Annotated in this window: 15 protein-coding genes and 1 pseudogene; 8 read left to right on the top strand and 8 right to left on the bottom strand. The window is 71.1% G+C overall.

The annotated features are described in order from the left end of the window. Positions 1–21 precede the first annotated feature (21 nt). The 5 genes from folP to RLT58_RS20250 all read left to right on the top strand — a co-directional run bounded on the left by folP (position 22) and on the right by RLT58_RS20250 (position 3,027). A complete protein-coding gene (folP, locus tag RLT58_RS20270; protein ID WP_311314577.1) occupies positions 22–816 on the top strand; it encodes a dihydropteroate synthase in 795 nt (264 codons plus the stop codon). Then, positions 813–1,295, top strand: a complete 483-nt coding sequence (locus RLT58_RS20265; protein WP_311311786.1) for a nuclear transport factor 2 family protein — start codon at positions 813–815, stop codon at positions 1,293–1,295. The genes folP and RLT58_RS20265 overlap by 4 nt, the downstream gene beginning before the upstream one ends. A gap of 211 nt (positions 1,296–1,506) precedes the next feature. Next, positions 1,507–1,866: a dihydroneopterin aldolase gene (gene folB, locus RLT58_RS20260; protein ID WP_311311785.1), complete on the top strand. Its 360-nt coding sequence runs from the start codon at positions 1,507–1,509 to the stop codon at positions 1,864–1,866. Then, a complete protein-coding gene (folK, locus tag RLT58_RS20255) occupies positions 1,863–2,474 on the top strand; it encodes a 2-amino-4-hydroxy-6-hydroxymethyldihydropteridine diphosphokinase (protein ID WP_311311784.1) in 612 nt (203 codons plus the stop codon). Before folB ends, folK begins: the two co-directional genes overlap by 4 nt. A 70-nt stretch (positions 2,475–2,544) precedes the next feature. Then, entirely contained in the window at positions 2,545–3,027 is a 483-nt protein-coding gene (locus tag RLT58_RS20250) for a DUF3180 domain-containing protein (RefSeq protein ID WP_311311783.1), read from the top strand. Positions 3,028–3,064: 37 nt separating this feature from the next. Here the strand turns inward: RLT58_RS20250 and folE are convergent, their stop codons facing one another. The 6 genes from folE to dacB all read right to left on the bottom strand — a co-directional run bounded on the left by folE (position 3,065) and on the right by dacB (position 10,640). After that, positions 3,065–3,670 carry a GTP cyclohydrolase I FolE gene (gene folE / locus RLT58_RS20245; RefSeq protein ID WP_311311782.1) on the bottom strand — a complete coding sequence of 202 codons (606 nt, stop codon included), beginning with the start codon at positions 3,668–3,670 and terminating at the stop codon, positions 3,065–3,067. 150 nt (positions 3,671–3,820) lie between these two features. Then, a complete protein-coding gene (gene ftsH / locus RLT58_RS20240) occupies positions 3,821–5,842 on the bottom strand; it encodes an ATP-dependent zinc metalloprotease FtsH (RefSeq protein WP_311311781.1) in 2,022 nt (673 codons plus the stop codon). 185 nt (positions 5,843–6,027) lie between these two features. Then, positions 6,028–6,567, bottom strand: coding sequence for a hypoxanthine phosphoribosyltransferase (hpt, locus tag RLT58_RS20235; RefSeq protein WP_037777945.1), 540 nt, complete (start codon positions 6,565–6,567; stop codon positions 6,028–6,030). Positions 6,568–6,667: 100 nt separating this feature from the next. Next, positions 6,668–7,759 (bottom strand): tRNA lysidine(34) synthetase TilS, encoded by a 1,092-nt coding sequence (gene tilS, locus RLT58_RS20230; protein WP_311311780.1) that lies wholly within the window; start codon positions 7,757–7,759, stop codon positions 6,668–6,670. A 201-nt stretch (positions 7,760–7,960) separates the two neighbouring features. Further along, positions 7,961–9,094: an Rv3626c family coenzyme F420 biosynthesis-associated protein gene (locus RLT58_RS20225; protein WP_311311779.1), complete on the bottom strand. Its 1,134-nt coding sequence runs from the start codon at positions 9,092–9,094 to the stop codon at positions 7,961–7,963. A 49-nt stretch (positions 9,095–9,143) separates the two neighbouring features. Continuing rightward, a complete protein-coding gene (gene dacB / locus RLT58_RS20220; protein ID WP_311311778.1) occupies positions 9,144–10,640 on the bottom strand; it encodes a D-alanyl-D-alanine carboxypeptidase/D-alanyl-D-alanine endopeptidase in 1,497 nt (498 codons plus the stop codon). An 86-nt stretch (positions 10,641–10,726) separates the two neighbouring features. Between dacB and RLT58_RS20215 the strand changes: the two genes are divergently transcribed. Continuing rightward, entirely contained in the window at positions 10,727–11,221 is a 495-nt protein-coding gene (locus RLT58_RS20215; protein ID WP_123460069.1) for an inorganic diphosphatase, read from the top strand. A 144-nt stretch (positions 11,222–11,365) separates the two neighbouring features. After that, the gene (locus RLT58_RS20210; protein ID WP_311311777.1) at positions 11,366–13,066 is read left to right on the top strand and encodes a threonine/serine exporter family protein; all 1,701 of its coding nucleotides are present in this window, start codon (positions 11,366–11,368) and stop codon (positions 13,064–13,066) included. Positions 13,067–13,093: 27 nt separating this feature from the next. Here RLT58_RS20210 and RLT58_RS20205 read toward each other — a convergent pair whose 3' ends face one another. Further along, complete coding sequence (locus tag RLT58_RS20205; RefSeq protein WP_311314576.1) at positions 13,094–13,795, bottom strand: DedA family protein; 702 nt, start codon at positions 13,793–13,795, stop codon at positions 13,094–13,096. Positions 13,796–13,942: 147 nt separating this feature from the next. Between RLT58_RS20205 and RLT58_RS20200 the strand changes: the two genes are divergently transcribed. After that, on the top strand, positions 13,943–14,308 hold the full coding sequence (locus tag RLT58_RS20200; RefSeq protein WP_311314575.1) for a YbjQ family protein: 366 nt from the start codon (positions 13,943–13,945) through the stop codon (positions 14,306–14,308). Between the two features lie 57 nt (positions 14,309–14,365). Here RLT58_RS20200 and RLT58_RS20195 read toward each other — a convergent pair. Then, positions 14,366–14,705 (bottom strand): annotated as a pseudogene (locus RLT58_RS20195) (TipAS antibiotic-recognition domain-containing protein); the annotation flags it as partial. Between the last annotated feature and the right edge of the window lie 109 nt (positions 14,706–14,814).

Below are 14,814 nucleotides of genomic sequence, written 5' to 3'. Positions count from 1 at the left end.
GAGTGGGACCGCTGTGCGGTCATGGGTGTCGTCAATGTGACCCCCGACTCCTTCTCCGACGGGGGCCGCTGGTTCGACACCACGGCGGCCGTCAAGCACGGCCTCGACCTGGTCGGCGAGGGCGCCGACCTGGTCGACGTCGGCGGTGAGTCGACCCGCCCCGGCGCCAGCCGGGTGGACGAGGCCGAGGAGCTGCGCCGGGTCATACCGGTGGTCCGCGGCCTGGTCTCGGAGGGGGCCACGGTCTCCGTGGACACCATGCGGGCCCGGGTCGCCGAACAGGCCGTCGCCGCCGGGGCCCTCCTGGTCAACGACGTGAGCGGCGGTCTCGCCGACCCCGCGATGATCCCGGCCGTCGCCGACGCCGGGGTGCCCTTCGTCGTCATGCACTGGCGCGGCTTCAGCGAGTCCATGAACAGCCGTGCGGTGTACGGGGACGTGGTCGCCGAGGTCGTCGAGGAGCTGCGGGTCCGGATGGACGCCGTGATCGCCGGCGGTGTCGCCCCGGAACGGGTCGTGATCGACCCCGGGCTCGGCTTCGCCAAGGACGCGGGCCACGACCTCGCGCTCCTGGCCCGCCTGGACGCCCTGCACGCGCTCGGCCGCCCCCTGCTGGTCGCCGCCTCGCGCAAGCGGTTCCTGGGCCATGTACTGGCCGGGGAGGGCGGACCGCCGCCCGCCCGCGAACGGGACGCGGCCACCGCCGCCGTCTCCGCGCTGTCCGCCCGGGCCGGCGCCTGGGCCGTCCGGGTCCACGAGGTACGGGCCACCGCCGACGCCGTACGGGTCGCCCGTGCCATCGAAGGAGCCGCGTGAACGAGCCGAGGGACGAGCACGCGTCGGCAGCCGCCGACATCGAGGCCGTGGAACAGGCCAACACCGCCTTCTACGAGGCGATGGAGCGCGGGGACCTCGAGACGCTGTCCGGTCTCTGGCTGCCCGGCGAGGACCTCACCGTCTCCTGCGTCCACCCCGGCTGGCCGGTCCTCAGCGGCCGCGGCGAGGTGCTGCGCAGCTACGCCCTGATCATGGCGAACACCGAGTACATCCAGTTCTTCCTGACCGACGTCCAGGTCGCCATGACGGGCGACACCGCACTGGTGACCTGCACCGAGAACATCCTCAGCGGCGGCCCCGCCGAGGAGGGCAGCTCCCTGGGGCCCCTGGTCGGCCAGCTCGTCGTCGCCACGAATGTGTTCCGCCGCACTCCGGACGGCTGGAAGCTCTGGTCCCACCACGGATCGCCCGTACTGACCGAAACCGGTGAGGAAGAGGACGAAGAGTCCCCCTCCTGAGTGGGTACAAGGCCGGTAGAGGCCCGAAAGAGCGCCCGTCGGGATTGGAGGCGGGTGCACCGGGGTATCAGCGGCTATCTGTTCCGTGCCCTCGTGTCCCCAACCCCGCGCGGAAGCGGTGTCGGTGCTCGCAGGTAGATTCGCCATCGGGTACCCGGCCGCCCGCACGCGGCCGCGTACCCCTACGTCAACAACAGCAGGAGTGATTCGCGTGGATCGTGTCGCGCTGCGCGGCCTCAAGGCCCGTGGGCACCATGGCGTCTTTCCCCGGGAACGGGAAGAGGGACAGACGTTCATCGTGGACCTGGTGCTGGGCCTCGACACCCGCCCCGCGGCAGCAGCCGACGACCTGGCGCAGACCGTGCACTACGGCGTGGTCGCCGAGGAGGTCGTCGCGGTGGTCCAGGGCGAACCGGTCGATCTGATCGAGACGCTCGCGGAGCGCATCGCCCAGCAGTGCCTCAAGCACGAAGGCGTCGAGGAGGTGGAGGTCGTGGTGCACAAGCCGGACGCGCCCATCACCGTCCCCTTCGACGACGTCACCATCACCATCACCCGGAGCCGAGCATGACTGCATTTTCCACCGAGGGGCAGAGCGACCCGACCGTCCAGCCGGTGCCCGCCTCCGTGGTCGCGCAGGTGGACGCCGCGGACATCACCCTGTCCAACCCCAAACGGGCCGTGATCTCCCTCGGCTCCAACCTCGGCAACCGCCTGGAGACCCTCCAGGGCGCCATCGACGCCCTCGAAGACACCCCGGGCCTCCGGGTCAAGGCGGTCTCCCCGGTGTACGAGACGGAGCCCTGGGGCGTCGACCCCGGCTCCCAGCCCTCGTACTTCAACGCGGTCGTCGTCGTGAAGACCACGCTGCCCCCGTCCTCCCTGCTGGAGCGCGGCCAGGCCATCGAGGAGGCCTTCGACCGGGTCCGCGAGGAGCGCTGGGGCCCGCGCACCATCGACGTCGACATCGTGTCGTACGCCGATGTGGTCTCCGACGACCCGGTGCTCACGCTCCCCCACCCCCGGGCCCGTGAGCGCGCCTTCGTCCTCGCCCCGTGGCACGACGTGGACCCCGAGGCCCAGCTGCCCGGCGTCGGGCCGGTCGCCGATCTGCTGTCCGGTGTGGGCCGCGGCGGCGTACTGCCCCGGGCCGACCTGGAACTCCGGCTGCCCGAGTAGTCGTTAGGCTCACAGACGGCAGACAGATGACTGCAGACCGGTCCATGGACGGCGAGAGGCGGCACCCCCGGTGAAGGAACTACGGCTCGGAGTACTGGCCGGCCTCTTCGCCGCCGCCGGGGTGCTGTCCTGGGGCGCCGCCCGCCTCTGGGACTCCCTCGGCACCCTGCCGAGCGTGCCGCTGGCCGCGCCCATCGTGCTCGCGGTCATCGCCGTGGTCCTGCTGGCGACGGCGCTCTCCATTCGCTCCCGGCTGCGCGCCCAGCGCGAGCGCCAGCCGGGCGCGAAGGGCGTCGAGCCGCTGATGGCGGCCCGTGCCGTCGTCTTCGGCCAGGCCAGCGCCCTCGTCGTCGCGCTGGTCGCCGGGATGTACGGCGGCACGGGCGTCTTCCTGCTCGGCCAGCTGGACAACACGCCCCGCCGCGACCAGGCCGTCTACGCGGGCTTCGCGGTCCTGGCCGGCATCGCGGTGATCGCGGCAGCACTGTTCCTGGAGCACGTCTGCAAGCTCCCGGACGACGAGGACGACAACAAGAACGCGGCGGCGGCGTAGGCCGCCCGCCCGCTCTCCTGCCGCCCGTTCCCCTCCGTCAGCGCGCCATGATGAGGCTCATGGCCTCGGCGCGCGTCGCGGGGTCGCGGAGCTGGCCGCGGACGGCCGACGTCAGCGTCTTCGCGCCGGGCTTGCGGATCCCGCGCATCGACATGCACATGTGCTCGCACTCCACGACGACGATGACGCCGCGCGGCTCCAGGATCTCCATCAGGGACTCGGCGATCTGCGTGGTGAGCCGCTCCTGCACCTGCGGGCGGCGGGCGTAGACGTCCACCAGCCGGGCCAGCTTCGACAGACCGGTGATCTTCCCGCTGGACGCCGGGATGTACCCGACGTGCGCCACCCCGTGGAACGGCACCAGGTGGTGCTCACAGGTGGAGAACACCTCGATGTCCTTGACCAGCACCATCTCGTCGTGACCGAGGTCGAAGGTGGTCGTCAGGACGTCCTCGGGCGCCTGGTACAGGCCCGCGAAGATCTCCTTGTACGAGCGGGCCACCCGGCCCGGCGTCTCCCTCAGCCCCTCCCGGTCGGGGTCCTCCCCGACGGCGATCAGCAGCTCGCGTACGGCGGCCTCGGCACGCTTCTCGTCGAACTCACCGATCGAACCCTGGCCGTCCAGCGTCACCGGGTCGGTCATCTGTGCCTCGTTCCTCTGAACCATCACTGCGTGGACATCCGCGCAGGTATACGGAAAAGCCGCGCCCCCACAGGCTAAAACCTGGGGGGCGCGGCTTCCATTCCGTACCCGGTGAGAGGCCCGTGAGAGGGCCCACACCGGGGTCGGTGACTAGCTCTCGGGACGCTCCTCGGGGACCGCCTCGGTCGGAACGACGTCCGTGACCGAGCCATTCGCCGTGGTGGCGCCGTTGGTGAGGGCGAGCTCCTTCGGGGAGAGCACCGGCGGCCGGGTGGACGGCGTGCGCCGGGCGGACCCGGTCCACGCCGGACGGGCCGGACGCTTGACGATCGGGGCGAAGATCTCGGCGATCTCCGCCTTGCCGAGGGTCTCCTTCTCCAGAAGCTGGAGAACCAGGGCGTCCAGGACGTCACGGTTCTCGACGAGGATCTCCCACGCGTCGTTGTGGGCGGTCTCGATGAGCTTCTTGACCTCCTCGTCGACCAGTGCGGCGACCTCTTCCGAGTAGTCGCGCTGGTGGCCCATCTCGCGGCCCACGAAGGGTTCGGTGTTGTCGCCGCCGAACTTGATCGCGCCGAGCCGCTCCGTCATGCCGTACTGCGTGACCATCGCGCGGGCCGTGGCCGTGGCCTTCTCGATGTCGTTCGCAGCGCCGGTGGTCGGGTCGTGGAAGACCAGCTCCTCGGCCGCGCGCCCGCCCAGCATGTACGCCAGCTGGTCGAGCATCTCGTTGCGCGTCGTGGAGTACTTGTCCTCCTCCGGGAGCACCATCGTGTAACCGAGGGCGCGGCCGCGGGAGAGGATCGTGATCTTGTGGACCGGGTCCGACTGAGGTGAGGCCGCCGCGACCAGGGCGTGTCCGCCCTCGTGGTACGCGGTGATCTTCTTCTCCTTCTCGGACATGATCCGGGTCCGCTTCTGCGGGCCCGCCACGACGCGGTCGATGGCCTCGTCGAGCATGTTGTTGTCGATGAGCTTCAGATTGCCGCGCGCCGTCAGGAGCGCCGCCTCGTTCAGCACGTTCGACAGGTCGGCACCGGTGAAGCCGGGCGTACGACGGGCGACGGCGCCGAGGTCGACGTCCGGTGCGACCGGCTTGCCCTTCTGGTGGACCTTGAGGATCTCCAGACGGCCCTGCATGTCCGGGCGGTCGACCGCGATCTGCCGGTCGAAACGGCCCGGGCGCAGCAGCGCCGGGTCGAGGATGTCCGGCCGGTTCGTGGCGGCGATCAGGATGACGCCGCCCTTCACGTCGAAGCCGTCCATCTCCACGAGCAGCTGGTTCAGCGTCTGCTCGCGCTCGTCGTGCCCGCCGCCCATACCGGCACCGCGGTGCCGGCCCACGGCGTCGATCTCGTCGACGAAGACGATCGCCGGGGCGTTCGCCTTGGCCTGCTCGAAGAGGTCACGGACACGGGAGGCACCGACACCGACGAACATCTCGACGAAGTCGGAACCGGAGATCGAGTAGAACGGGACACCCGCCTCACCCGCGACGGCCCGGGCGAGCAGCGTCTTGCCCGTACCGGGAGGTCCGTACAGCAGGACACCCTTGGGGATCTTGGCGCCGACGGCCTGGAACTTCGCCGGCTCCTGGAGGAACTCCTTGATCTCGTGGAGCTCCTCGACCGCCTCGTCCGAGCCCGCCACATCGGCGAACGTCGTCTTGGGGGTGTCCTTGGTGATCAGCTTGGCCTTGGACTTGCCGAACTGCATGACCTTGGAGCCGCCACCCTGCATCTGGTTCATCAGAAACAGGAAGACGACCACGATGAGGACGAACGGCAGCAGCGAGAAGAGGATCGAGACGAACGGGGACTGCTTCGACGGCGAGACGGTGTAACCCTTCTCGATGTCACCGCTCTCGAACTTCTTCTGCAGCGTGTCGGCGAGCTGGACACCCTGATTGCCGATGTAGCTCGCCTGGAACTTGCTGCCGGACTCGCCGTCGAGCTTCTGGCCGTCCTTCAGCTCAATCTTGAGGATGTGATCGTCACCGGTGGTCAGCTTGGCCTGCTCCACCTGGTTCTTACTGATCGCCTGGATCACCTTGCCGGTGTCCACCGTCTTGTAGCCGCCGGACGAGCCGACGACCTGCATCAACACGACCACGGCGAGGACGGCCAGCACGATCCACATGACCGGCCCACGGAAGTATCGCTTCACGTCCATCCATACGGAGCGAAGTCGCCCCGTCCCTCCTGCCCGTAGGTAAATGCTGCTGTGAGTAAAGACTGTTCCTCGGACGGTACACCGGCATTGTCACCGACGTCCGCCGGGGACGTCTGCCGAACCCGCCTTCGAAGGCTCAACGGCGGGAAATCGGTGAGGGTTCCCCGGAGCGGGCCCGGGGTTGCTCAGCCGCCGTAGACGTGCGGGGCGAGAGTGCCGACGAAGGGGAGGTTGCGGTACTTCTCCGCGTAGTCCAGCCCGTAGCCGACGACGAACTCGTTGGGGATGTCGAACCCGACCCACTTGCAGTCGAGCGCGACCTTCGCCGCGTCCGGCTTGCGCAGCAGGGTGCAGATCTCCAGCGACGCCGGCTCGCGCGAGCCCAGGTTCGACATCAGCCAGGACAGGGTCAGGCCCGAGTCGATGATGTCCTCGACGATCAGGACGTGCTTGCCCTTGATGTCGGTGTCCAGGTCCTTGAGGATCCGCACCACGCCGGAGGACTGGGTGCCCGCGCCGTACGACGAGACGGCCATCCAGTCCATGGTGACGGGGGTGGACAGGGCACGCGCCAGGTCTGCCATGACCATCACCGCGCCCTTGAGGACTCCGACGAGGAGGAGGTCCTTGCCCGCGTACTCCGCGTCGATCTTCGCGGCCAGCTCGACGAGCTTCGCGTCGATCTCTTCCTTGGTGAGGAGCACCGACTGAAGGTCGGTACCCATGTCCTTCTCGTTCACCCGCGTCTCTTTCTTTGCCTGCCGGGTCCGGGGTGGTGTCCCGGGCCTGCGCGGCCGCTCGCCCTGCATGTCAGCCGCTTGTGCGTCAGCTCTGCCGGATGACCAGTCTGCCACCCTGGCGCCGGGCCTCGACGCGGCCGGGGAGGTTGATGGCCTGCTGGCCGCGCCAGCCGGTGATGAGGCGGTCGACTTCCTCGATGTGGCGGGCGAAGAGCGAACCGGCCGGGGAGCCCGCCTCTATGGCCGCCCGGCGCAGGACGCGACGGCGGACGGCGGGCGGCAGCGCGTACAGCTTGGCGCACTCCAGCCGGCCCGCGTCGTCGCGTACGTCACGTCCGGCCTCGGCGGCCCAGGTGTCCAGGGCGTCCGCGTCGTCGCGGGAGAGCTGGGCCGTACGGGCCAGGGCCTCGACGACCCCTTTGCCGAGCGCCTTCTCCAGGGCGGGCAGGCCCTCGTGGCGCAGCCGGGAGCGGGTGTAGGCGGGGTCGATGTTGTGCGGGTCGTCCCAGACGGGCAGGGACTGGGCCAGACAGGCGGTGCGGGCGGTCTGCCGGTCGAGCTGGAGAAAAGGGCGGCGGTAGCGGCCGGCCGGACCCGAGGCGGCGGCCATGCCGGACAGGGAACGGATGCCGGAGCCGCGGGCGAGGCCCAGCAGCACGGTCTCCGCCTGGTCGTCGCGGGTGTGGCCGAGCAGGACGGCGGCGGCGCCGTGGCGTTCGGCGGCGGCGTCCAGGGCGGCGTAGCGGGCGTCGCGGGCGGCGGCCTCGGGGCCGCCCTCGTGTCCCACCCGCACGGCGACGACCTCGGCGGGGCCGAGGTCCATGGCGGCGAGGCGGGCGACGACCTCGGCCGCGCGGAGGTCGGAGCCGTCCTGGAGGCCGTGGTCGACGGTGATGCCGCCGGCCCGGACGGGGAGCTTGCGGGCCTCGAAGGCGAGGGCGGAGGCGAGCGCCATGGAGTCGGCGCCGCCGGAGCATGCCACGAGTACCAGCGGGGTATCGGGCCGCTCGGGGAGGGCGACGCTCGGCCGGCCCGCGCCGGCCCGGGCGAGCTCGGGGTGCGGGGCGCGTGCGGCGTGCCCCGTGCGTTCGGTCTGCTGGGCGAATTCGTCGATGACGTCGTGGAGTACGCGGCGGACCGCCAGGCGTATCGCCGCGACCGCAGGATGGGGACCCATGTCCGGTGCCCTTCGTGAAGTTCTGGAGAGGTGCCTCGGAGTGCCGGGACGGGAAAGAGTGCCGTCACTCAGAGTGCGTCGATGGTGACAGAGCAAAGCCGTTCATCGAGCATTGCACGCCTTCCCATGCCCCTACGGTCCCTCGGATGGGTGATTACCCGCGCGTTGCCTTCGGGTCCCGGGCCTTCGCGCGGGCCGTGATCATGACTCTGCCTTACGGTGCACCCTCGTGATCCAGTCCTGCGGGGCGGCGATCTCGGCCTTGGTCGGCAGGGTGTTGGGCGAGGTCCAGACCCGGTTGAAGCCGTCCATGCCGACCTCGTCGACCACGGCGCGGACGAACCGCTCGCCGTCCCGGTACTGCCGCAGCTTGGCGTCGAGGCCGAGCAGCTTGCGCAGCGCCTGGTCGAGCCGGCTCGCGCCGCGCGCCCTGCGCTGCTGGAACTTCTCGCGGATCTCGCCGACGGAGGAGACCACCTCGGGGCCGACGCCGTCCATCACATAGTCGGCGTGCCCCTCCAGCAGGGACATCACCGCCGTGAGCCGGCCCAGGATCTCGCGCTGGGCGGGGGTCTGGACGATCTCGACGAGGCTGCGACCGCCGTCCTCGCCCTCCTCGCCCTCGGGCCGGCCGCCGGCCAGCGACTGGGCGGCGTCGCGCAGCCGCTCCAGCAGGGTCATCGGGTCGACGTCGGTCTCGTCCAGGAACGACTGGATCTCGCCCTGGAGGTGGTCGCGGAGCCAGGGCACCGCGGTGAACTGGGTGCGGTGGGTCTCCTCGTGGAGGGCGACCCAGAGGCGGAAGTCGTGCGGGTCCACCTCCAGCTCCCGCTCGACATGGACGATGTTCGGCGCGACCAGCAGCAGCCGGCCGCCGCCCTCGGCGGAGGCGGGCAGCTCGCGGGAGGCGGGGGCGAACGTCTCGTACTGGCCGAGGACCCGGGAGGCCAGGAACGACAGCAGCATCCCCACCTCGACCCCGGTCACCTTGGAGCCGACCGCGCCGAGCACGGCACCGCCCGCACCGCCGCCGCGCCGCTCCTCCATCTTCTCCAGGAGGGGGCGCAGCAGCTCACGGAAGCCCGCCACGTTCGCCTTGATCCAGCCCGCCCGGTCGACGACCAGGACCGGGGTGTCCTCCGGCTCGGTCCCCTCCGGGATCATCCGGGTGAAGGAACGGACGTGCTCCTCCGCCGCCTTGGCATGCCTGCGCAGCTCCGCGACGACCTCGCGGGCCTCCTCGCGGCTGATCTCGGGACCCGGCCGCACTAGCCGGGTCGCGGTCGCGACCGCGAGATTCCAGTCGACCATCCCGGCACCACCGATGCTCGTCATGCGTCAACCGTACGTGCTCTCTCCTTGATGCGGTGAGGTGTTGACCGGCTCATCGTCCGCCGGTGGCGAGTGCGGCGGCGAGCTTGTCGAGGGCGGACTGCGCCTCGGAGGGTGCGGTGGTGCCCGTCGCCATGAAGGCGAAGGTGAGCAGCCGGCCCTGCGGGTCGACGACCGTGCCCGCCAGGGTGTTGACGCCGGTGAGGGTGCCGGTCTTGGCGCGGATCAGGCCGGTGCCGCCGGTCTTCGCGGTGTAGCGGCTGCTGAGCGTGCCGCTGAAACCGGCCACCGGGAGGCCGGTGAGGACGGGGCGCAGTTCGGGGTGGTCCGGATCGGCCGCCCGGGCGAGGAGCCCGGCGAGCAGGGCCGCGCTGACCTTGTCCCGGCGGTCGAGCCCGCTGCCGTCGGCGATGTCGACGCCCTTGAGCGGCAGGCCCAGCTTCTTCAGCTGGGCGGTGACGGCCCGTCGGCCGCCCGTGAAGTCGGCCGGCCGGCGGGCGGCCAGCGCGGTCTGCCGGGCGAGCGCCTCGGCGATGTCGTTGTCGCTGTTGGTCAGCGCCCGTTCGACGAGCCCGGACAGCGGGGCGGAGAGGTGCCGGGCGACGGCCCGGGACTTGGCGGGCGCCCGGCCGGACGCGGGGCCGGACTTCGTACCGATCCCGGCGTCGTCCAGCAGTTCGGCGAAGTCGCGGGCGGCGTCCCCGGCCGGGTCGCCGGTGCGCGGGGCGGGCCCGCTGGAGCTGTCGTCGAGGCGCCCCTCGTCGAGCATCAGGGCGCTGACGGGGGCGATGTTCTCGTTGGGGCCGATCGGGTGGAGTGCGGGCCCGGAGTAGCCGGAGGTGTCGTAGCGCAGCCGTACGGAGGTGACGCCGCCGTCCTTCAGGGCGCGGGCGGTGTCGGCGGCCAGGGTGCGCAGGGCGGCCCGGTCCAGGGTGGGGTCGCCGCCGCCGGTCAGGGTCACGGTGCGCAGGTCGGCGGAGGCCAGGACGGTGGTGGGGATGCGGTGCTCGGGGCCGAGCGCGGTCAGGGCCGCGACCGCGGTGGCGATCTTCACCGTGGAGGCGGGCGTCATGGGGGTGTCCGCCCCCACGCCGTACAGCCGCTTGCCGCTGACGGTGTCGATGACGACGGCGCTGCGCCGGGTGCCGAGCGCGGCGTCCTTCAGCAGCGGGTCCAGGACGGCGCGGAGTCCGGCCGAGGCGCCGGACGGGGCGTCGGCCGCCGCGGTGGCCGTGCCGGTGCCCAGGGCGGCCAGGACGGGCCCCGCGCTGGGGGCGGGGGACGGGCCGGACGGGCCGGCGGGCTCGTGATGTGCGCCACCTGTGCCGGAGCGGGCGGCCGCCCAGTCCTGCTCGGCCTTACGCTGACCCGAGTCCCAGGGGCCGGCGGCGAGGACGGCGCCGGCCGCGAGTGCCAGGCCGGCCGCGGCGGAGACAGCCGTGAACTGCCAGTTGTTCAGTCCGTTCCGCAGGTCCAGAGCACCCTTGAGGGCGGCCCTGTTCAGCTTGCCGGGCGGGTCGATCGACGGTCTTTCCACCGGCTCGGCCACCGTTGACCAGCCCCTTTCGCGAGCACACATCTCCGTGAGGGACACTTAACCACCAGTCGTATGTGTTGATCATGGAGGAGCCACCCGTGGAGTTCGACGTCGTTATCGAGATCCCGAAGGGTTCGCGGAACAAGTACGAGGTGGATCACGAGACCGGCCGGATCCGCCTGGACCGTCGACTCTTCACCTCGACCAGCTACCCGGCCGACTACGGCTTCGTCGAGAACACCCTCGGCGAGGACGGCGACCCGCTGGACGCGCTGGTCATCCTGGAGGAGCCGACCTTCCCGGGCTGCCTCATCAAGTGCCGCGCCATCGGCATGTTCCGGATGACCGACGAGGCCGGCGGCGACGACAAGCTGCTGTGCGTCCCGGCCTCCGACCCCCGGGTGGAGCACCTGCGCGACATCCACCACGTGTCGGAGTTCGACCGCCTGGAGATCCAGCACTTCTTCGAGGTCTACAAGGACCTCGAGCCCGGCAAGTCCGTCGAGGGCGCCGACTGGGTCGGCCGCGCCGAGGCCGAGGCCGAGATCGAGAACTCCTACAAGCGCCTTGAGGCGCAGGGCGGCGCGCACTGACGTTCCGCTTGCGGTTCAGCGTCTCGTTTCGGGCGGCACACCTTCACCGGTGTGCCGCCCGTTTCGCATGAGCTCCCTTGGGCGTGGCCATACTGGGCAGGAGTGCGGCCGAGGACGCGCAGCCGACGAGGAGCGAGGTCAGTAGTGGCGGAACCGGGCGGTCCCGAAGACCAGAAGCCCCAGTCCGACGAGGCGCGCAGCGCCTTCTCCCAGCCCGCCGGTGTGGGCAGGCCGGCCGGTGTGCCGGAGGAGGACCACCCGACGTCGGAATTCGCCCTGCCGACCGGTGTGACGCCCGAGCCGCCGTCTCCGGGGGCCGGGACCGGGGCGCCCGGTTCCGGTTCCGGTTCCGACTCGATGAGCTCCGCCTTCGTCCCGCCGCGCACCTACAGCGCCCAGGACTCCCCGCCCGCGTTCACGCCCGCGCACGGCATCCCGATGATCCGGCTGACCGAGGAAGCCCCCTGGCAGGACCGGATGCGCACGATGCTGCGGATGCCGGTCGCCGACCGTCCCGCGCCGGAGATGGTCCAGCGGCACGACGACGACTCGGGCCCGGCCGTGCCCCGCGTGCTCGACCTGACCCTGCGTATCGGGGAACTGCTGCTGGCCGGCGGCGAGGGCGCCGAGGACGTCGAGGCGGCCATGTTCGCGGTGACCCGCAGCTACGGTCTCGACCGCTGCGAGCCGACGGTCACCTTCACGCTGCTGTCGATCTCGCACCAGCCGTCGCTGGTCGACGACCCGGTGACGGCGAGCCGTACCGTACGCCGCCGGGGCACCGACTACACCCGGCTGGCGGCGGTCTTCCGGCTCATCGACGACATCACCACCGAAGAGGCCGAGATCTCCCTGGAGGAGGCCTACCGGCGCCTCGCGGAGATCCGCCGCAACCGGCACCCGTACCCCGGCTGGGTGCTCACGCTGGCCGCCGGAGGGCTGGCGGGCGCCGCATCGGTGCTGGTCGGCGGCGGGTTCCTGGTGTTCCTGATCGCGGCGCTCGGCGCGATGCTCGGGGACCGGCTGGCCTGGCTGTGCGCCGGGCGCGGGCTCCCGGAGTTCTACCAGTTCGTCGCCGCGGCGATGCCGCCCGCCGCGATGGGGGTGGCGCTCACGCTCACCCACTGGTCCGACGTACGGCCTTCGGCGGTCATCACCGGTGGGCTGTTCGCGCTGCTGCCGGGGCGGGCCCTGGTGGCGGGCGTGCAGGACGGTCTGACCGGCTACTACATCACCGCGGCGGCCCGGCTGCTGGAGGTCATGTACTTCTTCATCGGCATCGTCGCCGGTGTGCTGCTGGTGCTGTACGGGGGCCTGCAGCTGGGGGCCGAGCTGAACCCGGAGGCACGGCTCATCACGCACAACCGGCCGGTGATCCAGATCCTGGCGTCGATGGTGCTGAGCCTGGCTTTCGCGATCCTGCTCCAGCAGGAGCGGTCCACGGTGCTGGCGGTGACCCTCAACGGCGGGGTGGCCTGGGTGATCTACGGGGCGATGGCCCGGACCGGCCATATCTCGCCGGTGGCGGCCACGGCGGTGGCCGCCGGGCTGGTCGGGCTGTTCGGGCAGTTGTTCTCGCGCTACCGCTACACCTCCTCGCTGCCGTTCATCACGGCCGCGATCGGCCCGCTGCTGCCCGGTTCCGCCACGTACTTCGGTCTGCTGGGCATCGCGCAGAACGAGCTGGACCGGGGGCTCGCCTCGCTGTCGACCGCGGTGGCGACGGCGGGGGCCATCGCCATCGGGGTGAATCTGGGGAGCGAGATCTCCCGGCTGTTCATGCGGGTGCCGGGCGCGGTCGGCGGCGCGAACCGCCGCGCGGCCAAGCGGACGCGCGGCTTCTGATCCGGCTGCCCCGGACCGGGGCCGGGGTCAGCGCTTGGCGTGCCGGCCCCGGCGGCCCGCAGCCGGGTCCTGCGAGGTCTCGGCGCCGCCGCCCGCGGCCGCTTCCTTCTTCGCCTTGCTCCGGGCGCGCAGGAACTCGATGGCGATCGGCACGACCGAGATCAGCACGATCAGGACGAGCATCGCCTCGATGTTCTTGTGCACGAACTCGACGTTGCCGAGGGCCGCGCCGAGCAGCGTCACACCGACGCCCCAGAGCACGCCGCCGATGATGTTGAACGTGATGAACGAGCGGTAGTTCATCCGGCTGACCCCGGCGATGATCGGGGTGAACGTGCGCACGATGGGCACGAAGCGGGCCAGGATCAGCGACTTCGGCCCGTACTTCTCGAAGAACTCATGGGCCTTCTCCACGTTCTCCTGCTTGAAGAGGCGGGAGTCGGGCCGGTTGAACAGCGAGGGGCCGACCTTGCGGCCGAAGAGATAGCCCACCTGGTCGCCGATGATCGCCGCCAGCGCGACCAGGACGCAGACCAGCCACAGCGGGGTGTCCAGCTTGTCCGTCGTCACCAGCAGACCCGTGGTGAACAGCAGCGAGTCGCCGGGCAGGAAGAAGCCGATCAGCAGCCCGGACTCGGCGAAGACGATGACCAGCACGCCGATCAGCCCGAACTGGCCGATGAGGTGGTCCGGGTCCAGCCAGCTCGGTCCGAGCGCAAGCGTATTCAAGGGTCCGGGCTCCAGGATGAGGTCGATGGCGGCTGCGTGGCCGCCCAAAGCTATCAACGCCGCGCGGCCCCTCCGGGTTCCACCGGCCCCCGTGGAGATGCACACAGGGCGAAGCGGGGCAAAACTCGGTCCAGGAGGTGCCACATCATGGGCATTGAGGATTACGGCGGCGGCCAGGCGGCACAGTCCGACGTGCTGGTCGTCACCACGAACGACATCCCCGGCTACCAGGTGACGCAGGTCATCGGTGAGGTGTTCGGCCTCACGGTCAGATCCCGCCATCTCGGCAGCCAGATCGGTGCCGGGCTGAAGTCCATGATCGGCGGCGAGCTGAAGGGCCTGACGAAGACGCTCGTCGAGACCCGCAACCAGGCCATGGAGCGGCTGGTCGAGCAGGCGAAGGCGCGCGGCGCCAACGCGGTGCTGATGATGCGCTTCGACGTGACCGAGGCGGCGGACGTCGGCACGGAGGTCTGTGCGTACGGCACGGCCGCCGTGATCAGCAGGAGCTGAGCCGGCCGTCGCGGGGCGGGCGCCCCGCCCCCGCGACGGCGGGAACCGCTGCTCCCCGCGCCGCGCGCCGGCCTCGATCGCGTCGCGCGGATGCTCGGCCAGGCCCGGCCGCATCGAGTCGTAGAACGCCTTGAACCGCGGGTCGGCGACATACATCCCGCCGAGCCCGCGGTGGATCTCGGTCGTGCACTCGTAGAACCAGGCCGTGATGTGGAGCCGGTGCTCCTCGGCGAGGTCCATCGCGCGCTCGCCGCCGGTCGAGGTCGGCGTCGTCGTACCGCCGGTGGCCCGCGTGGCTGTGCCCGCTCGGTGAGGGCAGTCCGATGCCGTCGTAGTGGTGCAGCGTGCGCACGGTGACTCCGGCGAACCCGGCGACCTGTCCCACGGAGTGCTCCATGGCTCCCCGCTCCTTCCTGTGTGGGTACGGGTCCGAGCCTCGGCCCTGACGCGACGTGAGGTGCAAGCCCGGATCGCTGACGCGTAACGCACCTTTTGATGCCTTGTGC

This window comes from Streptomyces sp. ITFR-16 (genome assembly GCF_031844705.1).
Lineage (GTDB): Bacteria > Actinomycetota > Actinomycetes > Streptomycetales > Streptomycetaceae > Streptomyces.
This window is presented reverse-complemented; position numbering and strand designations above follow the sequence as displayed.